Raw genomic sequence first — 22,029 nt, forward strand, 5'->3', positions numbered from 1 at the left:
TTTTACTCTATCTTTAAAATTTCTTCTTTAGATGAAATCTGTATTCATCTAAAGAAGTTATTATTTTAGGTCCTTTTTCAATTGGGACAATTTTAAGAACAACACGTTGTTCACTTTAGGGTTTGCTTCTTTAGATGAAATTTATTTTCATCGCTAAAAGAAGTCATAATTTTGGGTCCCTTTTCAATTGGGACAATTTAAAAGGAATAAAAATGATTGCTGATAGAATATTTGCAACAATTTCATTATTTTTGATTGTAGGGTATGGATATATCGCTTTTAATGTTATTAAAGCACCATTCCAATATGATCCATTAGGTCCAGAAAGCTGGCCACAAATCTTATCAATTTTTTCAGGCTTAAGTGCTTTATATTTATTATTAAAACCTGATTCAATCTCTTTAGCTATATCAAAATCAGTTTTTATAAGATTATTTACAGTTACTATTTTATTATTTGGATATGCATATACTTATGAACCACTTGGTTTTATTATTTCTACTTTTTTATTTTGTGGATTATTTGCGCGTTTATTAGGAGCAAGTAGTTTGAAATCTATATACTTTGGAATTGGTTTAGGAGTTATAGGTTATGTACTATGTGCAATGATATTAGAGTTGAATTTGCCTGCTGGGCTACTTGAATTTTTATTAGGATAATGTTATGGATGAAGTCTTATTAGGTCTTTCCCATGGTTTTAGCGTTGCATTTATGCCAATGAATCTACTGCTAGTACTATTGGGATGTTTCGCTGGTACATTGATTGGTGCTTTACCTGGTATAGGTCCAATTAATGGTGTTGCTATTTTATTACCAATAGCTTATAGTTTTGGATTGCCTCCTGAATCAGCACTTATTTTACTTGCTGGTATATATTATGGGGCAGAGTATGGTGGTCGTATATCATCTATTTTATTAAACGTCCCTGGAGATGCAGGTGCTGTTATGAGTACACTAGATGGAAATCCTATGGCTAAAAAAGGTGAAGCTGGTCGGGCATTGTCACTATCCGCTATAGCATCTTTTGTGGGTGGTACACTAGCAGTTGTTTTACTAGCAATGTTTGGTCCAATGTTAGCAAAATTTGCAGTTAAATTTAATCCATCAGATTATGTTGCTTTAATGGTTTTTGCATTTGCTTCACTTTCATCTTTAGTTGGGAAAAATGCTATAAAATCACTTTTTGCTGCATTGATTGGATTAACTCTTGCTTCAATTGGTATTGATGCTAATACAGGTGTTCCAAGATTTACTTTTGATATCCCTGATATTTTAGCTGGTATTGACTTTTTAGTTGTGGTTATTGGTCTATTTGGTATGGCTGAGTTATTTCATTTAGTAGAGCAACAAATTCGTGGTAATCTTACACTTTTACCTATAGGGAAAAGTTTTGTAAGTTTTAAGGATATTATGTTTGTTAAGTGGACTATTCTTAGATCATCTCTAATTGGTTTTTTTGTAGGTGTTTTACCAGGAACAGGTGCATCTGTAGCATCTGCTATCACATATGGTACAGAAAAAAAATTAGCTGCAGATAAAGGTGATTTTGGAAATGGTGATCCAAGAGGATTAGCTGCTCCTGAAGCTGCAAATAATGCTTCTGCTGGTGGTGCTATGGTACCTATGTTAACTCTTGGTATTCCTGGATCTGGTACAACAGCTATTTTACTTGGTGCATTATTACTGTTTAATGTTCAACCAGGACCACTTATGTTTGAACAAAGACCAGAAATTGCTTGGGGATTAATCGCTTCTATGTTTATTGGTAACTTTGCACTATTAATTATAAATTTACCTTTAGTTGGTATGTTTGCAAAATTATTAACAATCCCTCAACAATATCTAACTCCTATGATTGCTGTATTAGCATTTATTGGTGTATATTCTGTTGTAGGAAACCCTTTTGATCTTTATATGATTATTGGTCTTGGACTTTTAGGATGGATATTACGTAAGCTAGAGTTTTCTTTAGCACCAGTTATTTTAGGATTTGTTCTTGGACATCTATTTGAAGATAATTTAAGACGTGCACTTTCTATCTCTGCTGGAGATTGGAGTATTTTGTATGATTCTACAAATGCAGTAGTATTATACATTATGACACTATTTATGATTTTTGTACCTATATTAGTAAAACTATATAGAAAAAAAGTTAATAAAAGTAACTAAAGGGTATTCATGAGTTACAAAAAGTTTTTTTTCCCAATTGGTGGGGGTTCTGAATTAAAAGAGAGACTTTATGGTGCAATATTAGTTGCAAAACATTTTAATGCACATCTTGAAGTTCTTCAGTGTTTACCTGGTTTGGATGTCCAAAATGGTTATAATATCCCTTCTTTTGTTCTTAAAGAATTAAAAGGTGCAATTGCAAATCATTATGAAATAGAGAATAATAATTTTCAAGAATTACTTATAGAAGTTACAAATGAATTAAATATTCCAATTACTAAGAAAAATCTTGGTGAACAAGCTACAATATATGCAGAGATAAAACATGGAAAAAGAAGTATTATTGTCGAAGAAGAATCAAAATTCTGTGATTTGGTAGTTGCTGCAACTCCACCAAATGGTGTGATGACAGCTACATTTGAAGCAAGTGTTCTTCAAAGTGGAAAACCAGTTATTATGATTCCAAGAGTTATGAAAAAGTTTAGTACAGAGTCTATCATAATAGGTTGGAACAATTCTGTTGAATCATCACGTGCAATAACATCTTCAATAGAAATTTTAAAGCAAGCAAAAAGAGTTCATATAGTTTCATCTAAAGAGTATGATCCAGATTTTTCAAAACTAGAGAAGATACAAGAGTATCTTTCTCGACATGGAATAAATGCCACTGTAGAGCTTGTAAAAACATTAAAATACCCAGGCCAAACAATCCTCACTGCAGCAAAAAATGGCAACTTTGATATGATTGTTGCAGGTGCATTTGGACATAAAGGTTTACGTGAAATCATGTTTGGAGCTGCTACAAAGTATCTGTTTGAACACTCAGATATTCCAGTATTTATGACACATTAAAACTTTATACTGAAGAATATTTTATGAAAAAAGTAATGGTAACATTTGTATTTGCTCTTATAGGAGTAGTTATTTTCAAAGTGTTATCATTGCCATTACCTTGGATGATGGGTCCTGTTTTTACAGTTGCCATCGCAAGTAATATACCAAAAATTACTACATTAAAACTTACTTCAAGTATTGCAAACCCTGCAAAAATGATAATTGGTGTAACTGTAGGAAGTGCTTTTAGTGCATTTATTTTAAACGATTTACACCATTATATGTTTAGTATTCTTTTAATCATACCCTTTGTTTTAGTCTCAAGTGTATTTGGGGTTTACTATTATAATAAGTTTGTAGGTCTTGATAAAAATAGTGCTTTTTTTGCCTCTCAACCTGGAGGTTTTGTTGAGATGGTTATGTTAGCTCAAAGTACAGGAGCTAATGTCCAAAAAGTAATACTGGCTCAATCTTCTAGACTTATGATAATGGTAGTATCTCTACCTTTTATAATTCATACATTTTTAAATATAGAGCTTCCTAAATCAAATTCTGGTAGTTTACTTCCTTCAATTGTTGATTTACAATTAAATGACGGTTTACTTATGATTTTTTGTGGATTATTTGGATGGTGGATTGGAAATAAAGTTAAGTTATCTGCTGCTAGTTTACTAGGACCTATGATTATTAGTATGTTTTTTTATATTTTTAATCTTATAAATGATAAACCTCCATTTGAGATAATTAACATAGTACAACTTATTTTAGGTGCATCTATTGGTTCATCTTTTAATGGGATTGGGTTTAAAGAACTTGCAAAAGTTTTGTTATTTGGTATGGGGCATTTTGTTGGACTGATATTATTGGCATTGATTTTTTGCTCTATTTCTATTTGGATTACTGGTGAGCAATGGTTATCTGTATTATTAGCATTTGCACCTGGTGGACAAAGTGATATGAATCTAATAGCTATTTTAGTATCTGCAAATGTACCATTTGTAGCACTACATCATACTTTTAGAATGTTTATAATTATGGCAATCTTACCTGCTATACATAAGAGTTTTGAAAAGCATACAAAAGATAAAGAGTTTTAAATACAAATTGTAAATGTTGCACCTAGTTCTGAGTTTGATACACTGATTGTTCCACCTATATTTTTCTCTATTATGATTTTTGACATATAAAGACCAATACCTGTACCATAGTCATATTTTGTTGTAAAGTATGGCTCAAAAATACGTTCTAAACTTTTCTGTTCTATTCCACCTGCATTATCAGAGATAGTTAAACATGTTTTATTTTCAGCTTTATTAATCTCTATTATTATTTGTGGATTTTTTATATTTCTTTCAACAAATATATCTTTTGCATTTGAAAGAATATTTAAAATAACTTGTGAATATTCATTTGGATATCCATAAATAGGATTTTCACTTTTTACTGTTTTTTGTATATTGATTCCTTGAAAATCAAAAGATGATTTTATGATTTTTATAGCATTTTCAAGTGCTTTTGATGCTAAAAAGTTCTCTTTTGGTTTATTTGGATTGAAAAAGTTTCTAAAGTCATCTATTGTATGGGACATATATTCTATAATATCATTTGCTTCATTTATAACAGTATGGAGATATTTATCATCAAGTTCTTTATAGCTATATGCTGAAGCTATATCCATAAATAATCCAGAGATTTGACTAAGAGGTTGTCTCCATTGGTGAGCAATATTTCCTATCATTTCACCCATAGCAGCCATTTTAGACTGTTGTATTAAAATCTGTTCTTGCTCTCTTTTTTCATTTAGTAGATTTATTCTTTCAGTTATATCTCTAATTGAAGCAAAGATGATTTTTTCATTTTCCATATCTAGCCAGACAAAGGTAAACTCAACAGTTTTTTTATTTTCTAAAGCATCTTTAAATACCGTTCTATAGTACCCTGATTTTTGAGTTTGAACTTTTTCAAAATCTATTTGTGGGAAAAGGTTTTTTAATGATTCTGATAATAGTTCTTCTTTTGAGAGGTTTGAAAGGGTAGTTGACTTTGGATTTGCATCTATAATTTTGTAGCTTTCATTTGCCAGTAAAAAAGAGTCGTTACTATATTGGTACAAAGCTTGATATTTATTTGACTCTATATCTGCTCTTTTTTGATGGTTTATTAAAATCTTTTCGATTTTTTTCACTAAAAATATTGAAATTATAAAAAAGAATATAGCAGTAATAATACTTAAAAAGATTAGATTAGATATTTTGCTATTTAGGTTTTGTTCAGAGATTTGTTTTTTTAACTCTTTTGTTTTGTAAAGCTCTTTTAAATTTTCACCAATACCTATTATCCATTTATATTGATTTAATAAGGAAGTATATATTAAGTAGTGAGTATCTTTATACTCTATATTTTTTGAATATATTCCATTAAATCCATTTGTTAAAAAAATATCAGTAATCTGTTTTTTTAAAGTTTTATCTTCTAATGATATTAAGGACTCTTTATCCCCAAGATGAAGTAAGGATTTTGATACATTATCAGACATATTATAGCTTTTAAAGTAGTCAACATATAAAAATGAATCCTTGTCAAATTTGTACTTAGAGAGTTTTTCTAATATTGTATTTTTTATAGTTGTTTCTATGGACTCTTTAGAAATATATGCACCCACAACTAAATTAAGGCGAGGAACATATTTAACAAATGCAGTGCTATTTGAAAGTACTGAACTATTTGGTAGATACCAGATATGATGTCTAGATGTATGGTTATTGCTTTTCGCTCTAATAATCATATCTTTGACATATTTAAAGCCATTGATATCTTCAAAGTCAAAATAATTTTTTCCTTCAGTTTTTGGATTATTTGGATTCCAAAATAGTGTACCATCTCCAAAAAATACAAAAGGTTTTATATCGTTATTTGTATTGTATCCATTTAGAATTTTTTTGATAACTTTGAGGTTTTTTGTCTCAACAGTATTTAAGGTTTTTGAGATGGCATTGACATAGCTATCTACTTTATCTAGTTCAAATTTTTTTATGAAAGTTCGATCAAAATTAATCTCTTTGATAATCATTTTTAAACGGTTTTCTAAATATCTTTTTTTATTGTCTAATAACTCTTTTTCTATTCTTTTTGTTTCTTGTTCAAAGTTTCTATTTTCAATTACTATTAAAAAGTAACTTACTATTGATGTGATTATAATAATCACAATAGTTGAGCTAAAAAGTAAAAGACGTTTAAGACCAGTTTCTTTCATATTACTTTACCAGTTTGTAACCTATACCAGAAATATTTTGTAAATATTCTTCTAGATTAAATTTTTTACGAATATTTCCCACAAGTGTTCTTAAAGAGTAGATACTCATAGGCTCATCATACCAGATATATGATTCTATTTCTTCGTAATGTACAACTCTTTGTGGATTTTTTGCTAATAGTTCTAAAAATAAAAACTCTTTTTTTGTAAGTTTAAACTCTTTGTCTTTGTTTATTAAAATATTATTGTTCATATTTAAAGTGATATCTTCACCAAGAGAGAGTTTTCCTGTATCTCCTAACTGTTCAATTGCTTTTTCTAAAGCGGGTATGAGGTTTCTTTGATTTAGTGGTTTTACAATATATCTTACAATATCGAGTTCTACAGCATCTATGAGGTTTTGCTCTTCTGTAAAAGCTGTAGTGATTATGATTCTTGTTTTTTTATCTTTTTCTCTGATTTTTTTAACCATTGAGATACCATCAAGAAGTGGCATTTTAAGGTCTGTTATGATTATGTCAGGATTATACATTTCGTGTTTTTTTAGACCATCTTCACCATTTACTGCTTCATAGACACTTTGAAACATTCTATTTAAGATTCGACTATTAATGTTTCTAATACCTTCATCATCCTCGATATAAAGGAGTTTTAAGTGAGAAAATTGTTTATCGATTGTCATAAAATCCTCTAAAGTTTAGTTTAAATATCATGATAAAATAAAAAAGTTAAAAAAAAATAAAATTCTAGGTATCAGATAGCAATTATTTATTTTCTTGTTCTGTAATCAAAGCTAAATTATTTAAATCATATTTTTGAAGTAAATCCAAAACTTTTACAACTCTTTTGTATTCTACTTTTTCATCAATTCTTACAATCAAAGGTTTTGTCTTGTCTTTTATCTCTTTTAGATTATCTTCTAATGATTCAAATGAAACTTCTATACCTTTAATAGCTAACTTTGTAGGTGAGAGTTCTATAAAAATATCATCCTTTGAAACTTCAGCTTCCTTTGCACTTGATTTTGGTAAGTCTAAAATAAGTGCTAATTCTTCCTTTTTAAATACAGAAGTTACAATAAAAAAAATCAATAAAATAAAAACAACATCTATAACAGGTGTTAAATCTATTCCTAACGTTTCCCTTCTTTTCATGAAGCAACAATCTCTTTTTTAGCTTTAAGTTCTATGGCATCTATTTGAGAAATAAAGTGATTATAAGCAATATGATGAGGAATAGCAACAATAAGTCCAGCTATTGTAGTAATAAGTGCTATTGAAATACCATTACTAAAAACTGTTGGGTCGCCTAAACCACTTTTTGTGATGGATTCAAAGGCTTTAAATACTCCATAAACAGTACCTAAAAGACCTAAAAGTGGAGCGATAGAAGCTATGTTTTTTACATATGTTAAACCTGCTTCTAGTTTTTTTACTTCATACTCTATTTGTGCATATATTGTAAGACCATTTTGAGTATTAACTTTTTCTCTTATTTTTTGTACCATTGCATTTTTTCTAGGTAGTGTTAAAAATTTCCAAATAATAATTGTAAATCCAATAATATTTAAAAAAATAAGAATGTAAACAATAATACCACCCTTGTCAACATATTGCATCAAATCCATAAAGTACTCCAAATTTTTTTGTTATTTTAGTATAATAAGTTTAATGAAATATATAAACTCACCAATTGACACAATAAATTTTAAAAATCATCAAGTTTTTATAAAAAGAGATGATTTATTAGACAAATATTTTTCGGGTAATAAAGCTAGAAAATTTTACTATTTTTTAAATTATGATTTTAATGGTATCAAAAAGATTATCTCTTTTGGTTCACCTCAAGCAAATTCTTTGTACTCTTTATCTGTATTAGCAAAAATCAAAAATGTTAAGCTAGATTTTTATGTTTCTCATATTGCTTCTTATTTAAAACAAAATCCCCATGGAAATTATAAAGAAGCATTAAAAAATGGTGCAAATATTATAGAGCTAAATAATATAGAACAAACAACACAAGAGTATGTTGAAGAAAATATTTTAAAAAATGAAGAGCATTATATTTATATAGAAGAGGGTGGAAGGGTAAAAGAGGCAGAATCTGGTATTAAAATATTAGCAGATGAAATAATGAATTGGGCAAAAGATAATGATGAAAATAATCTAAAAATTTTTTTACCAAGTGGAACTGGAACAACAGCACTTTTTTTACAGAAACATTTAGATATGGAAGTGTTAACTTGTGCTTGTGTTGGAGATGAAGCTTACCTTAAAAAGCAGTTTTTACAATTGAATAGTGATGAATCAAAACACCCAACAATTTTAAAAAATAAAAAGAAATACCATTTTGGAAAACTTTATAAAGAGTTCTATGATATTCACTTAGAACTTTTAGATGAAACTCAAATAGAGTTTGATTTACTCTATGATAGTTTAGGATGGCTTAACTTAATATCTTCAAAATATTTTACACAGAATAAAATTTTATATATACATCAAGGTGGCATATTAGGAAATGAAAGTATGATAAAACGCTATGAAAACAAATACCTTTAAGTTTAAATTTACTAGAATGCTAAACCATGAAATTAATTAAATCACTTCTAATATTACTATTCTGTCTGTTTAATACTTTAAATGCTAAAGAATTAGAAAAAGTATCAATTCAACTTAATTGGAAATATCAATTTGAATTTGCAGGATTTATTGCTGCATATGAAAAGGGATTTTATAAAGATTTTGGTTTTGATGTTAAGCTATTAGAATTTAAAGATAGTATAGATGTTATAAATGAAGTAAAAAACAAAAAAGCAGATTTTGGTATTTTTGATTTATCTTTATTAGAATATTATGATGAAAAAACTCCTTTAATGCTTTTAGCTAATTATATGAAAAAATCTGCATTGGTATTTATATCAAAGCAAGATATTATTACTCCATATGATTTTAAAAATAAAATTTTAATGGCAGAAAAAAGTCAACTAAATAAATCTATTCTTGCAGAGTTACTTAAAAAGTTTGAAATAAAACAATCAGATTTTAAAGAGATAAAAGAACATACTTTTTCTGCAGACGATTTTATCAATGGCAAAGTAGATATTACGACAGCTTATTTATCAAATGAGTTATATCAAATCAAAAAATCAAAAATACCTTATAATGTTGTTGATCCAGCAAACTATGGATTATATACTTTTGGCTTAAATTTATTTACTTTAAAAAATAGTGCTTTATCAAATCCTAATAAGATGAAGAAAATTATAGAAGCTACAAACAAGGGTTGGGAATATGCCTTTGAACACAAAGAAGAGTTAGTTGATATAATTTATAATAAATACTCTAAACTAAAATCAAAAGATGCTTTACTTTTTGAAGCAAATGAAATACAAAAGTTAATGATGCCAAATATTTATAAACTAGGTAGTATTAGAGATGATTTGGTGAAGGATATTTTATTTAAATTAAAAGAGTTTTCTACTAATAAAAATATAAATATTGAAGATATTGTTTTTGATACAAAATATCTTAAATCAAAAAATATTTTAAATACAAAAGAAAAACAATATTTACTAGAAAAAAAACAAATCAAAATGTGTATTGATCCAAATTGGCCTCCCCTTGAGAAAATAGAAAATGGAAAGCATATTGGTATCTCAAAAGATTATATGGATTATTTTCAAAATATTTTAAAAGTACCAATTACACTACTTTCTACAAAAACTTGGGGTGAAAGTTTAGATAAAATAAAAGCAAAAAAATGTGATATTGTTTCTCTTGCAATGAATACAAAAGAAAGAGATAAATATATAAATTTTACTAAACCATATCTCTCTTCTCATTTTGTTGTTGCTACAAAAAACAATGAGTTATTTATCCCTGATGTAAAAGCTATAATTGGAGAAAAAAAACTTGGTGTTGTAAAAAATTATGCCATAGTTGATATATTAAAGAAAAAATATAATTATAAAAATATAGTTGAAGTTGATACTTTAAAAGATGGCTTACAAATGGTTGCAGATGGAAAAATTTATGGTTTCATTGATTGTTTATCTGTCATTGGTTATGAAATACAAAAAGACTTTATAGGTGAACTTAAAATTGCAGGTAAATTTGATGATTCATTGGATTTAAGCGTTGGAGTTCAAAAAGATGATTTAATTTTATTAGAAATTTTTGATAAGCTTATTAAAAATATTCCAGAAGAAAAAAAGCATGAAATCTATAATAAATGGATAAATGTTAAGTTTGAAAAAGGAATAGACTATTCTCTTGTATGGAAAATAGTCATAGGTTTTTTTGTTATTTTACTTCTTATTGGTTATAAACAAAAAGAGTTGATTCAAAAAAATAAAAAAATTGAAGAGCAAAAAAATAAATTAAAAGAGAGTAACAATCAATTTAAAAGAATACAAAAGGAGCTTGAAAAGACTTTAAAGAGTTTTGAAACCCTTCTTGGTTCTACTATGGATTCTATTTTTGTGGTTGAAAAGAATATCTGTATTGATACAAATGAAAATGGCGTATCTTTATTAGGTTATGAATCAAAACGTGAACTAATAGGAAAAAATATTTTTGAATATATTGAAAATAGTTCAAAAAAAGAGATTATTAGAAATCTATATGAAAATCATGAACCCTTTGAGGTTAATATAAAAAATAAAAATAGAAGTATTATTCCATCTTTAGTTAAAGTAAAAACAACTAATTTTGAAGGTAAACCTGTATATATAATCAGTGTTATTGATTTAAGAGAGATAAAAGAGAAAGAAATGATCTTTTTTAGGCAATCAAAAATGGCTGCAATGGGTGAAATGATTGGAAATATTGCCCATCAATGGAGACAACCATTGAGTGTGATTAGTGCGGTGTCAACAGGTTTAAAATTGAAATTTATGTTAGGTGAATATGAAGAAAAAGCTATTCTTTCATCTTTAGATAATATGAATGAGTCAGCACAATATTTATCTCAAACTATAGATGATTTTAGAAATTTTTATAAAACAGATAAAAAGAAAACTTATATAAGTTCAAATCAAATTATTGAAAAAAATAAAAATTTGATTATAAGTAGTTTAAAAGATAATAACATTGAATTGATTGTAGAAAACAGATGTGAAAACTTAGAGATAAATACGTATTTAAATGAACTTATTCAGGCAACAGTTAATATATTTAATAATGCAAAAGATGTTTTACTTTTAAATGATAAAGATGAAAATAAGTTCATATTTTTTGTACTTTATAAGGAAGATAATTATCTTGTATTATCAATAAAAGATAGTGGTGGTGGAATTCCATCTGATATAATTGATAAAATTTATGAGCCATATTTTACGACAAAACACCAAAGTAATGGAACTGGAATTGGTTTATATATGACCCATCAAATAATTGAAAATCATATGAATGGAAAACTTGAAGTTAAAAATGAAGAATATGAATGGGAAAATAAAACACTAAAGGGTGCCAATTTTTTGATTTATCTGCCAACCCTTTAAACTTTTACTTTTATTTAGATATAATCGCAAACTATGAATAAAAACAATATTATACTAATCGGCTTTATGGGTGTAGGTAAAGGTACAGTTGCCCGTGCATTATTTAAATACAGTGGAAGATTTTCAATAGATACTGATGACTTAATTGAGAGTATTACAAAAAAGAAAATCAAAGAGATTTTTAAAGATGAGGGTGAATCTTATTTTAGAGATTTAGAAAAACAGTGTTCTATTTGGCTAGAAAAGTCAATTACGAATACCGTTATATCTACAGGTGGCGGATTTTATAGACAAGAAAATATTAAAAATATTGGTAAAGTTGTCTATTTAAAATCATCTTTTGAAGGTATTTTAAAAAGAATTAATGATGCTCCAAATGCAAAGCAAAAACTTGATAAAAGACCGCTTCTTAAAAATTTAGATGAAGCAAAAAAACTTTATGAAACAAGAGTAAAAGAGTATGAAAGAGTTTCTGATGTAATAGTTGATGTGGAAGCTAGAGATATGGAAGATATAATCAAAGAGCTACTAAGTAAGTGTGAATGAGGACTAAATGAAAATAATAAATACTACAGATTCAAATTTTAAAGAAGAGTTTGAAAATATACTAGCTAGAGCAAAAACTGATATCAAAGGTGTTTCTGCAATAGTTACAAATATTATTGAAGAGATTGTTGAAAAAGGAAATGGTGCTATAAAAGAGCATATTTCAAAATTTGATAAATGGGAAGTAAAGCAAGATAGTGATTTAGAAATATCTCTTGATGATATGAAAAAAGCTTATGAGAATATTGATGAAAAACTTAAAAAATCACTTCATATAGCATATGATAGAATTAAAGCTTACCATGAAAAACAACTTCCAAAATCTTGGATTGATTTTGAAAAAAATGGAACAATTTTGGGGCAAAAAGTAACTGCTGTTGATAGAGCAGGGCTTTATATTCCTGGTGGAAAAGCTGCATATCCAAGTAGCTTACTTATGAATGCAATCCCAGCAATAGTTGCAGGTGTTGAGGAAATAGTTGTATGTACTCCAACTCCAAACAATGAGATAAATGAATTACTTTTAGCAGCATGTTATATTTGTGGTATAAAAAAAGCTTTTAAAGTAGGAGGTGCAAGTGCAATTGCTGCTATGGCATATGGGACACAAACTATTCCAAAAGTTGATGTTATAACTGGTCCGGGAAATATTTTTGTAGCAACTGCTAAAAAGTTGGTTTTTGGGGAAGTTAATATTGATATGATTGCAGGTCCAAGTGAGATTGGAATCTTAAGTGATGCAAGTGCAAATCCTAGATATTTAGCTATTGATTTACTTTCTCAAGCAGAACATGATGAGATGGCAAGTTCTATTATGATAACAACTTGTGACAAAGTAGCAGAGCTTACTTCAATAGAGGTTGATAGATTTTTAGAAGAGTTAAGCAGAAGAGAAATAGCTAAAAAATCTATTGATGAAAGAGGTATTATTATTGTAGCTTCAAATATGGATGAGGCTATAAAACTTATGAATGAAATAGCACCAGAACACTTGGAAGTAATGACTAATAATGCCTTTGAATTATTACCAAAAATAAAACATGCTGGAGCAATTTTCTTAGGTAAAAATACACCTGAACCAATAGGTGATTATATTGCAGGTCCAAACCATACTCTTCCTACTGGAAGTACAGCTAAATTTTATAGCCCATTAAATGTGGAAAATTTTTTGAAAAAATCTTCGATTATTAGTTTTTCTCAAGAAGCTATAGATGAGTTAGGTGAAGCTTGTGCATTATTAGCAGATACAGAAGGTCTAACAGCCCATGCTAAATCTGTAAGAGTGAGATTAGAAAAATAATATGGATGATATTTTATTTGGAACTCCAAAATCAAAATTCTTGGATGTAATTAAACACGCATCAAGTGAAATTGTAAGTGATGAGTTAGACAAAATATTAGAAAAATATGCAGCTATGGAATTACTTTTATCAAAAGATAAAGGTGAGAACTATGATGTAAATGAAGATATAAACTCTTTTGTTTTAGAAAACCTTGATGAAGTTTCTAAAGTAAAAGATGATTTGTATATTGAATTTACAGGTGAAATTATTTGTAGATTAGATTCATAAGGTATTTGGTAGTGGAAGAGTTAAAAATAGTAAAAGATAAGATTTTAGAGTTTGTAAAAGAGTGTGAGGATGAAAAGAGTATAGAGCTTTTTGGACATCTAGCAACAGGAAAGATGTTGCGTTCTAAATTGATATTAAAAATAGCTGGAGTTAATGAAGAATCAATAAAACTGTGTGCAATAGTTGAGATGATTCATGCTGCATCACTTTTACATGATGATGTTATTGATGAAGCAGATACAAGAAGAGGAAGCCCTTCTGTAAATGCTTTATATGATGCTAAAACTGCTATTATGTTTGGAGATGTTTTATACTCTAAAGCCTTTACTGAACTTTCTCAAATGAATAAAAAAGTTGCATACAATATTTCAAGTGCTGTTACTAAATTAAGTATTGGTGAGATGATGGATATTGATTTAACTGAAACTTTTAATACTGATTATAAAAAATATTTTGATATGATTTATAAAAAAACAGCATCTTTAATAGAAGCAAGTGCTGCAAGTGCTGCTATTTTGGTAAATAAAGATGAAGAAAAATATGCACTTTATGGAAAAAATCTTGGTCTTGCTTTTCAAATGATTGATGATATTTTAGATATTACTCAAGACTCAACTACTTTAGGAAAACCAGCAATGTTTGATTTTGTTGAAGGAAAAGTAACTATTCCATATCTGTTATTACATCAAAGATTAGATGATAAAACAAAATTAGAATCACTATTTAAAAAAGAGTTGACAGAAGAAGAAGCCCTTTGGATTAAACAACAAATGGAGCGAACAGACTCTTTAAATGATGCAATTTCTCAAGCAAAAGCTTTAGGAAGAGAGGCAATTATGATTTTGGAAGATGAAAATTCTGAGGGATTAATTAAGATTATGAAAGAAATGATAGAAAGAGAGTTTTAGGTCATGAGTTATTTAAGCATCTCTTTTACACATAAAAATACAGACTTACAAACAAGAGAAAAGATTGCATTTTCAAATGAGAGTTCAGTTGAAACTTTTTTAAAAACAATACAATCTGATAACTCTATTGATGAGGTAGTTTTATTATCCACATGTAATAGAGTTGAGATTATGACTACAACTACAAATATCAAACAATCAAAAGAGAAAATTTTTCAAATCCTAGCAAAGTATTCAGGACTTGATTATGAGAACTTACTTGAAAGAGCTGATATATATGATAATTCAGGTGCAATTCATCATCTTTTTTCTGTAGCTTCAGCATTAGATTCTTTAGTTGTTGGTGAGACACAAATAGTTGGACAATTAAAAGATGCTTTTAGATTAGCTTTATCTAAAGGGTATTGTGGAAAAGAGATATCAAAGGCTATGAATTATGCTTTTAAGTGTGCAGCCAATGTTAGAAATGAGACCACTTTAGGGACAGGTTCTGTTTCTGTTGCTTCAACTGCTGTAGCAAAGGCTAAAGATATTATTCAAAATACAAATGGAGTAAAAGCTTTAGTTATTGGTGCTGGTGAGATGAGTGAGCTTACAATGAAACATCTAAACAAAGCAGGTTTTGATATTATTCTTACAAGTAGAGATATTAAAAAAGCAAAAATGCTTGTTGAAACTTTTGATTTTGATGTTCAAGTAGAGCCATATGAAAATTTAGAAAAACTTTTAAATGAAATACCAGTAATGATTACAGCAACTTCTGCACCATATCCAATTATAAAAGAGAGTATGGTAAAAAATTGTTCTTTTAACAGATATTGGTTTGATATAGCAGTTCCAAGGGATATTGAAGAAATTGATAGTCCAAATCTTAAAATATATGCGGTTGATGATTTACAAGATATTGTAAATTCAAATATGACTTTAAGAGCTGAACAAGCTAAAAAAGCATATATGATTGTATTAAAAGAATCAGAAGAGTTTTTTAAGTGGTTAAAATCTCTTGAAGTAGAACCTGTGGTAAAACATCTTTATGTAAAAGGTGATGATGTAATTCAAAAGAAATTACAAAATGCTATAAAAAAAGGTTTTATAAAATCTGAAGATGAGGAAAATATTAAAAAACTTTGTCAAACAGTTTTAAATGAGTTTTTACATGAGCCAACAACAAGATTAAAAAAGATTTCAAAAGATGTAGAATGTGATTTAGTATTAGGAACTGTACAATCTGTTTTTGGACTTGAAGATAAGTCTAATTCACTTAAATGTGACCATGTAATAAAATTTAATAATTAGGAATATATTAATGAAATTTTCTCAAATGTTTATACCAACGACAAAAGAAGCTCCAAAAGATGCCACTTTACCTTCTCATCAATATCTAATAAGAGGTGGATTTATCAACCAAGAGGGTGCTGGTTTATATAATTTTATGCCTTTAGGAAAAATAGTTTTAGATAAAATTAGAGCTATTGTAAAAGAAGAACTTGATAATGCTGGACTTAATGAAGTTCAATTATCATTTGTAACACCAACTGCTCTTTGGGAAGAGAGTGGTCGTGCTTCTAAAATGGGTCTAGAGATGCTTCGAATCAAAGATAGAAAAGGGGCAGATTTTGTTTTAAGTCCTACAAATGAAGAGGCGATGGTTAATCTAGTAAAAAATAGAGTTACTTCATATAAAGATTTACCTGTTCATTTATATCAAATTAATACAAAATTTAGGGATGAAGCACGTCCTAGATTTGGACTTATGAGAGGAAGAGAGTTTTTAATGAAAGACTCTTATTCTTTCCATTCTAGTGAAGAAGATATGATTAGAGAATTTAATCTTATGGAAGAGACTTACAAAAAGATTTTTACAAGATTAGGTTTAGAGTTTCGTGTAGTTGCTGCTGATAGTGGAGCTATTGGTGGAAGTGGAAGTAAAGAGTTTATGGTATTAGCAAACTCTGGTGAAGATACTATTGTTGTATGTGAAGCTTGTGAATATGGAGCAAATATTGAAGCAGCTACTAGAGCAAAAAAAGAAACAAATACTTGGTATGATTTGACAGCTGTTGAAATTAAGATGGAAAAAGTTTTAACAGAAGGTATGAAAACTATTGAAGATGTTTCAAACTTTTTAAGTACACCAAAAGCACAATCAATAAAAGCAGTTATTAAAAAAGCTATTTATGAAGAAAAAGAAGAAGTTGTGGTTTTCTTTGTAAGAGGAAATGATGAACTTGAAGAGACAAAAGCATGCAATGCAGTTGATGCTTTAGAGTTAATAGATGCAAATGATGATGATATTTTAAGTGCAGGTTTGGTTGCTGGATATTGTGGACCATTTAATTTACCTGCAAATATCACTTTTGTTATTGATAATGAACTAAAAGATGAGATTGGTTTAGTTTGTGGTGCAAATGAAGAAAACTATCACTTTACTGGTACTGACTTAACAACATTAAAAGATGTAAAATATTTTGATTTAATTGCTGTTCAAGAGGGTGATACTTGCGCTTGTTGTGGTGGAAAACTTATTCATACAAAAGGAATAGAAGCTGGACATATCTTTCAACTAGGAACAAAATATTCTGAACCATTAGGTGCAAATTTTTTAGATGAAAATGGAAAATCAAAACCTTTTGTAATGGGAACTTATGGTATTGGTGTATCAAGACTTGTTGCAACTGTAATTGAACAACATCATGATGATAAAGGATGTATTTGGACAAAAGAATCAGCTCCATTTATGGTTGATGTAATTGTTTCAAATGCTAAAAAAAATGAAGAATTAGAAGCTGGTAAAAAGATTTATAATGATTTAAAAATTGCAGGAATTTCTACAATTTTAGATGATAGAGTAAATGCAAGATTTGGATTTAAAATGAGTGATTTTGAACTAATTGGTTTTCCATATGCTGTTGTTGTTGGAAAAAGATTAGAAGATGGTATGGTGGAAATTGTTAACAGAAAAACTTTAGATAAAGAAGAAGTTTCTTTAAGTGAAGTTGTTACTAAATTAAAAAAATTAATCTAAGGAAAGAAGATGGGAAATAGTGTAGAAACAGTATCTGATGTGATTGGTTTATATTCATTAAATGTAGCACTTGCAATTGTAATATTTGTTGTGGGTAAATGGTTAGCAAAAAAAATAACAAATATTTTGGTTGTTATTATAAAGAAAAACCCAAAATTTGATGAAACACTTGTGAAATTTTTTGATGATATTATTTATTACTTATTGCTTGTGGTAGTTGTTTTAACTGCCTTAGAACAAGTAGGTGTAAAATCAACTTCATTTTTAGCTATTTTAGGAGCTGCTGGTTTAGCAGTTGGTTTGGCACTTAAAGATTCTTTATCAAACTTTGCTTCTGGAGTTATGATAATTTTCTTTAAACCTTTTAAAATAGGTGATGTGGTAACTGCTGGTGGAACAACTGGAAAAATCACTGAAGTACATCTTTTTAACACTGAATTTACAACTGGTGATAATCAAAAAATTCTTGTACCAAATGGAGCTATTACAGCTGGAAGTATAGTAAATATTAATGCTCATCCAAAAAGAAGAGTTGATTTAACTGTTGGTGTTGGATATGGTGATGACTTGAAAAAAGCAAAAGAGACAATTACTAAAATAATTGAATCAAATGAAAAAGTTTTAAAAGATGATGGCATAACAGTTGCAGTTGCAGAACTTGCTGATTCTTCTGTTAATTTTGTAGTTCGTGCTTGGGTTATGACACCTGATTATTGGGATGTAAAATGGGGATTAACTGAAGAGATTAAAAATACTTTTGATAAAGAAGGAATTTCAATTCCATTTCCACAAAGAGATGTACATATCTACAACGAAAAAAATTAGTATCAACTTACCTGAAACTCTAACAGAGATACTCAATCTTTTACAAGAAAAAGGGACAACTCCTATTCTTGTGGGAGGTTGCGTTAGAGATCACTTCTTAAACTTAGAAATAAAAGATTATGATATAGAAGTTTTCCATGTGGAAAATTTTGAAACCCTTAGAGAATATTTAGAACAATTTGGAAAAGTAAAACTTGTGGGAAAATCCTATGGAGTTTTAAAACTTTGTATTGGCAATGATGAGTATGATTTTGCTATTCCTAGAGTTGAAAAAAAGATATCAAAAGGTCATAAAGGTTTTGAAGTTATCAGCAATAGTGCTTTAAGCTTCAAAGAAGCAGCTAGGAGAAGAGATTTTACAATTAATGCACTTGGATATGATTTCGTAAAAAATGAGTTTTTAGACCCCTTTGATGGTTTAAAAGATTTGGAAAACAAAATTTTAAGACATATAGATAATAATAGTTTTATTGAAGACCCACTAAGAGTATATAGAGCTATACAATTTACTTCAAGATTTGGTTTTACTTTAGATAATAAAACTTTTGACTTATGCAAAAAAATGGTTTTCTCTGGTGATTTGGAAGAGTTAGCAAAAGAGAGAATTTTTGAAGAATTAAAAAAACTTTTTTTAAAATCATCTAAACCCTCATATGGGTTTGAACTTATGAAAGAGTTAGGTATTTTAAAATATTTTCCTGAATTGAAAGCTTTAATAGGATGTATTCAAGAACCAGAATACCATCCTGAAGGTGATGTTTGGATTCATACCCTTATGAGTTTAGATGAGATGGCAAAATTAAAAACAGGTGATGATTATAAAGATTTAGTTCTATTTTTTGCAATACTTTGCCATGATTTTGGAAAACCACTTTGTACAAAAATGATAAAAAACAAAATTACTTCCTATAAACATGAGTCTTTGGGAATAGAGCCTACAGTATCATTTTTAGAAAAACTTACAAATGACAAAAAACTAATTGCAGAAATTATTCCTTTGGTTAAAAATCATCTTGCACCTTTTCAATTGTATTTGCATAATAGTAGTGATAAAGCTGTTAAAAGATTAGCGCTAAAAGTTGATATTGAGATGCTTTGTTTGGTCTGTTTGGCTGATTGTTTAGGACGAACAATAGAAGATAAATGTAAATGTCACGAAGCTATTTCTTGGTTAAAAAATAAAGCTAGTCAATTAGAAGTTAGTAATAGTGGACCAAAACCTATAGTAATGGGAAAAGACTTGATGGATTTGGGTTATAAGCCTGGAGTTTTATTTAAAGAGATTTTAGAATTTGCTTTTGATTTACAACTTGATGAAAATTTGGAAAAAAAGCAAATATTACAAAGGGTAAAAAAACAATATAAGATATCCACGGGTGAATAGGCATATATGACGGAATATAAAAAGAACATATGGCGTTTCTTTAGTCTGCCTACTCACCAATAGATATTAAATAGAGTTTTATTTTCCTTCAAATTCCTTTTCATTTGTATGTAATACAACTTTTTCTGCTATTTCTTTTACCTCTTGAGCAATTTTATTTGACTCACTTGTTGAAGAGGCATTTTGTTGTGTTACTTGATCTAATCTATTAACAGTATCGTTGATTTGTTCCATTGCACTAAATTGTTCTTTTGATGAAGTTGAAACTTCTGAGATAAGTTTTAGTGTATGTTGGATATTTTCATTTAATTTTCCATATCCATTAATCATCTCATTTGAAATTGTTTTACCATCATTTGCTTTTATTGTTGCATTTTCAACAAGTGATTTTATCTCTTTTGCAGCTTCAGCACTTCTAGAAGCTAGATTTCTAACTTCTGCAGCAACAACCGCAAATCCTTTTCCTGCTTCACCAGCAGTAGCTGCTTCAACAGCAGCATTAAGTGAAAGAATATTTGTTTGGAATGCTATTTGGTCAATAACAGTTATAGCATCCGCAATGGCATTTGTTTGCTCATTTATTATATCCATAGCTGATGTTGTTTTAGATGCTAACTCTAATCCATCATTAACTGATTGTGATACTTCATTTGCATAATTTGTAACTTCTAAAATATTATGGGAACTATTTTTCATATTTGCTGTTATCTCTTCGATTGCAGCAGCTGTTTCTTCAAGGGATGCAGCTTGATTGTTTGCTGAAGAGCTTAGCGTATGAACATTTGCAGATAGGGTATCTGCTTTGTTTGATAAAAATTGTCCTAACTCTTTATTTTCTAAAAGCATAGAAGTAATTGCACTTCCTAAACTATTTATATCTTCACTTAATTCTTTTAAATCACCACCCATGGTTTTTAAATCTACTTTTGGTCTGTAGTCATATTGAGTATATTTATCTAAAACTATCATTGCATTTTTTATATTTGATTCAATTGAACTTAGCATTTCATTTATTACGTCTTTTAATTCAGTTAAAGCAGGATTATTTGTACTACCACTTATTCTTACATTTAAAAAACCTTTTTTTGCTTCATTTGCACATTCAATTGAACTAGCAACTAACAGTTTGTCTTTTTCTACACCATCTTTTATTTGTAAAATACCATTATTTATAGCACTAGCCATTTTACCTAATTCATCACTACTATTTAATTCAATTAGTTGTGTATCATCAATCTCTTTATTTAAATACCTAAAGAATTCAAGAAGTCCATCTTGAAACTTTTTCAAAGGGTTTATAATTGATTTAGTAACAAAAATAATAATGCTAAATGATAAGGCAAAGGCAATAATACTTAGAACATTTAGTGTAGATAAGGTATTGCTAATTTTTTCTAACGCTAAGTCGTAGCTTTTATTATTTTCATTATAAGCAAATTTTGTAATCTTATTTAACTCTTTAGTTATCTTAGAATATGGAATATCTGTCTCTAAAATTTTATCTAAATAGATATTCATAACATCGTTCATTGCATCGTTTATTTGAGTATTATATTCTTTTATATCAACTTCTATTTGTTTAATACTTTTTATAACATTTTCATCATGAACTATTGCTTGTTTTAGTTTTTTTATATCTTGGTTAACTTCTTTTTGTATATTAATTAATACTTTAACTTCAGCTTCAATTTCAGACTCTTCATATGCTCCAGTTACATAGTTAAATACTTTATATAATACAGTGTTATATAACTCCATATCAGTCAAAAGTTTTGTACTTAAAACATAAAGTTCAAATTTAACTTGAACTATTTCATTTAGTGTTTCTCTATCTGATTTTAGTGCTTTATTAGAAAAAAGTGTCAAAACTAGTAAAAATATCATAGCTATTGCTGGTGCAATAATGATTCTTTTGCCTATGTTTAAGTTATTTATATTTAACATATTTAATCCTTTAAAACTATGTTATATTATATTTTAAAATTCATTTTTTTATCTTAATAAAAATTATTAA

The 22,029-nt window shown here is 28.3% G+C and carries 19 protein-coding genes; 14 read left to right on the forward strand and 5 right to left on the reverse strand.

The window, feature by feature from the left end; translation table 11 throughout:
* Positions 1 to 212 precede the first annotated feature (212 nt).
* From ACQY5W_RS04400 to ACQY5W_RS04415, 4 genes are read left to right on the forward strand one after another with little or no spacing between them, the layout of a single operon-like run.
* Entirely contained in the window at positions 213 to 659 is a 447-nt protein-coding gene (locus tag ACQY5W_RS04400) for a tripartite tricarboxylate transporter TctB family protein (protein WP_428023733.1), read from the forward strand.
* Between the two features lie 4 nt (positions 660 to 663).
* Positions 664 to 2,169, forward strand: a complete 1,506-nt coding sequence (locus ACQY5W_RS04405; protein ID WP_428023734.1) for a tripartite tricarboxylate transporter permease — start codon at positions 664 to 666, stop codon at positions 2,167 to 2,169.
* A 9-nt stretch (positions 2,170 to 2,178) separates the two neighbouring features.
* Positions 2,179 to 3,021 carry a universal stress protein gene (locus tag ACQY5W_RS04410; RefSeq protein WP_428023735.1) on the forward strand — a complete coding sequence of 281 codons (843 nt, stop codon included), beginning with the start codon at positions 2,179 to 2,181 and terminating at the stop codon, positions 3,019 to 3,021.
* A gap of 23 nt (positions 3,022 to 3,044) precedes the next feature.
* Entirely contained in the window at positions 3,045 to 4,100 is a 1,056-nt protein-coding gene (locus tag ACQY5W_RS04415) for an AbrB family transcriptional regulator (protein WP_428023736.1), read from the forward strand.
* Here the strand turns inward: ACQY5W_RS04415 and ACQY5W_RS04420 are convergent.
* The 4 genes from ACQY5W_RS04420 to ACQY5W_RS04435 form a co-directional block, all read right to left on the reverse strand.
* Positions 4,097 to 6,256 carry a cache domain-containing protein gene (locus ACQY5W_RS04420; RefSeq protein WP_428023737.1) on the reverse strand — a complete coding sequence of 720 codons (2,160 nt, stop codon included), beginning with the start codon at positions 6,254 to 6,256 and terminating at the stop codon, positions 4,097 to 4,099. The genes ACQY5W_RS04415 and ACQY5W_RS04420 overlap by 4 nt on opposite strands.
* Before the next feature lies 1 nt (position 6,257).
* Positions 6,258 to 6,938 (reverse strand): response regulator transcription factor, encoded by a 681-nt coding sequence (locus ACQY5W_RS04425; protein ID WP_428023738.1) that lies wholly within the window; start codon positions 6,936 to 6,938, stop codon positions 6,258 to 6,260.
* Between the two features lie 82 nt (positions 6,939 to 7,020).
* Positions 7,021 to 7,410 carry an ExbD/TolR family protein gene (locus ACQY5W_RS04430; protein ID WP_428023739.1) on the reverse strand — a complete coding sequence of 130 codons (390 nt, stop codon included), beginning with the start codon at positions 7,408 to 7,410 and terminating at the stop codon, positions 7,021 to 7,023.
* A complete protein-coding gene (locus tag ACQY5W_RS04435; protein ID WP_428023740.1) occupies positions 7,407 to 7,883 on the reverse strand; it encodes a MotA/TolQ/ExbB proton channel family protein in 477 nt (158 codons plus the stop codon). Before ACQY5W_RS04435 ends, ACQY5W_RS04430 begins: the two co-directional genes overlap by 4 nt.
* A gap of 43 nt (positions 7,884 to 7,926) precedes the next feature.
* Between ACQY5W_RS04435 and ACQY5W_RS04440 the strand changes: the two genes are divergently transcribed.
* From ACQY5W_RS04440 to ACQY5W_RS04485, 10 genes are read left to right on the forward strand one after another with little or no spacing between them, the layout of a single operon-like run.
* Positions 7,927 to 8,814: a 1-aminocyclopropane-1-carboxylate deaminase/D-cysteine desulfhydrase gene (locus ACQY5W_RS04440; protein ID WP_428023741.1), complete on the forward strand. Its 888-nt coding sequence runs from the start codon at positions 7,927 to 7,929 to the stop codon at positions 8,812 to 8,814.
* 26 nt (positions 8,815 to 8,840) lie between these two features.
* Complete coding sequence (locus ACQY5W_RS04445) at positions 8,841 to 11,756, forward strand: ABC transporter substrate-binding protein (protein ID WP_428023742.1); 2,916 nt, start codon at positions 8,841 to 8,843, stop codon at positions 11,754 to 11,756.
* Between the two features lie 33 nt (positions 11,757 to 11,789).
* Positions 11,790 to 12,302: a shikimate kinase gene (locus tag ACQY5W_RS04450; protein WP_428023743.1), complete on the forward strand. Its 513-nt coding sequence runs from the start codon at positions 11,790 to 11,792 to the stop codon at positions 12,300 to 12,302.
* A 7-nt stretch (positions 12,303 to 12,309) separates the two neighbouring features.
* A complete protein-coding gene (hisD, locus tag ACQY5W_RS04455) occupies positions 12,310 to 13,602 on the forward strand; it encodes a histidinol dehydrogenase (RefSeq protein ID WP_428023744.1) in 1,293 nt (430 codons plus the stop codon).
* 1 nt (position 13,603) lies between these two features.
* The gene (locus tag ACQY5W_RS04460; RefSeq protein ID WP_428023745.1) at positions 13,604 to 13,873 is read left to right on the forward strand and encodes a DUF2018 family protein; all 270 of its coding nucleotides are present in this window, start codon (positions 13,604 to 13,606) and stop codon (positions 13,871 to 13,873) included.
* Between the two features lie 11 nt (positions 13,874 to 13,884).
* Complete coding sequence (locus ACQY5W_RS04465; protein ID WP_428023746.1) at positions 13,885 to 14,781, forward strand: polyprenyl synthetase family protein; 897 nt, start codon at positions 13,885 to 13,887, stop codon at positions 14,779 to 14,781.
* A gap of 3 nt (positions 14,782 to 14,784) precedes the next feature.
* A complete protein-coding gene (gene hemA, locus ACQY5W_RS04470) occupies positions 14,785 to 16,077 on the forward strand; it encodes a glutamyl-tRNA reductase (protein ID WP_428023747.1) in 1,293 nt (430 codons plus the stop codon).
* Positions 16,078 to 16,087: 10 nt separating this feature from the next.
* Complete coding sequence (locus ACQY5W_RS04475; protein WP_428023748.1) at positions 16,088 to 17,806, forward strand: proline--tRNA ligase; 1,719 nt, start codon at positions 16,088 to 16,090, stop codon at positions 17,804 to 17,806.
* Between the two features lie 9 nt (positions 17,807 to 17,815).
* Positions 17,816 to 18,631, forward strand: a complete 816-nt coding sequence (locus ACQY5W_RS04480; RefSeq protein ID WP_428023749.1) for a mechanosensitive ion channel family protein — start codon at positions 17,816 to 17,818, stop codon at positions 18,629 to 18,631.
* A complete protein-coding gene (locus ACQY5W_RS04485) occupies positions 18,603 to 20,015 on the forward strand; it encodes a CCA tRNA nucleotidyltransferase (protein ID WP_428023750.1) in 1,413 nt (470 codons plus the stop codon). The genes ACQY5W_RS04480 and ACQY5W_RS04485 overlap by 29 nt, the downstream gene beginning before the upstream one ends.
* A gap of 78 nt (positions 20,016 to 20,093) precedes the next feature.
* Here ACQY5W_RS04485 and ACQY5W_RS04490 read toward each other — a convergent pair whose 3' ends face one another.
* A complete protein-coding gene (locus ACQY5W_RS04490; RefSeq protein WP_428023751.1) occupies positions 20,094 to 21,959 on the reverse strand; it encodes a methyl-accepting chemotaxis protein in 1,866 nt (621 codons plus the stop codon).
* Positions 21,960 to 22,029: the final 70 nt, after the last annotated feature.

Source organism: Arcobacter sp. (genome assembly GCF_050300555.1).
Taxonomy (GTDB): Bacteria; Campylobacterota; Campylobacteria; order Campylobacterales; family Arcobacteraceae; genus Arcobacter.

Excerpts from the sequence above, each read along its gene's own strand:
- ACQY5W_RS04460 (WP_428023745.1), top strand. The coding sequence starts at position 13,604 with ATGGATGATATTTTATTTGGAACTCCAAAATCAAAATTCTTGGATGTA.
- ACQY5W_RS04425 (WP_428023738.1), bottom strand. The coding sequence starts at position 6,938 with ATGACAATCGATAAACAATTTTCTCACTTAAAACTCCTTTATATCGAG.
- ACQY5W_RS04490 (WP_428023751.1), bottom strand. The coding sequence starts at position 21,959 with ATGTTAAATATAAATAACTTAAACATAGGCAAAAGAATCATTATTGCA.
- ACQY5W_RS04410 (WP_428023735.1), top strand. The coding sequence starts at position 2,179 with ATGAGTTACAAAAAGTTTTTTTTCCCAATTGGTGGGGGTTCTGAATTA.
- ACQY5W_RS04475 (WP_428023748.1), top strand. The coding sequence starts at position 16,088 with ATGAAATTTTCTCAAATGTTTATACCAACGACAAAAGAAGCTCCAAAA.
- ACQY5W_RS04445 (WP_428023742.1), top strand. The coding sequence starts at position 8,841 with ATGAAATTAATTAAATCACTTCTAATATTACTATTCTGTCTGTTTAAT.
- ACQY5W_RS04435 (WP_428023740.1), bottom strand. The coding sequence starts at position 7,883 with ATGGATTTGATGCAATATGTTGACAAGGGTGGTATTATTGTTTACATT.
- ACQY5W_RS04485 (WP_428023750.1), top strand. The coding sequence starts at position 18,603 with ATGTACATATCTACAACGAAAAAAATTAGTATCAACTTACCTGAAACT.
- ACQY5W_RS04405 (WP_428023734.1), top strand. The coding sequence starts at position 664 with ATGGATGAAGTCTTATTAGGTCTTTCCCATGGTTTTAGCGTTGCATTT.
- ACQY5W_RS04415 (WP_428023736.1), top strand. The coding sequence starts at position 3,045 with ATGAAAAAAGTAATGGTAACATTTGTATTTGCTCTTATAGGAGTAGTT.
- ACQY5W_RS04420 (WP_428023737.1), bottom strand. The coding sequence starts at position 6,256 with ATGAAAGAAACTGGTCTTAAACGTCTTTTACTTTTTAGCTCAACTATT.
- ACQY5W_RS04450 (WP_428023743.1), top strand. The coding sequence starts at position 11,790 with ATGAATAAAAACAATATTATACTAATCGGCTTTATGGGTGTAGGTAAA.
- ACQY5W_RS04440 (WP_428023741.1), top strand. The coding sequence starts at position 7,927 with ATGAAATATATAAACTCACCAATTGACACAATAAATTTTAAAAATCAT.
- hemA (WP_428023747.1), top strand. The coding sequence starts at position 14,785 with ATGAGTTATTTAAGCATCTCTTTTACACATAAAAATACAGACTTACAA.
- ACQY5W_RS04400 (WP_428023733.1), top strand. The coding sequence starts at position 213 with ATGATTGCTGATAGAATATTTGCAACAATTTCATTATTTTTGATTGTA.
- ACQY5W_RS04430 (WP_428023739.1), bottom strand. The coding sequence starts at position 7,410 with ATGAAAAGAAGGGAAACGTTAGGAATAGATTTAACACCTGTTATAGAT.
- hisD (WP_428023744.1), top strand. The coding sequence starts at position 12,310 with ATGAAAATAATAAATACTACAGATTCAAATTTTAAAGAAGAGTTTGAA.
- ACQY5W_RS04480 (WP_428023749.1), top strand. The coding sequence starts at position 17,816 with ATGGGAAATAGTGTAGAAACAGTATCTGATGTGATTGGTTTATATTCA.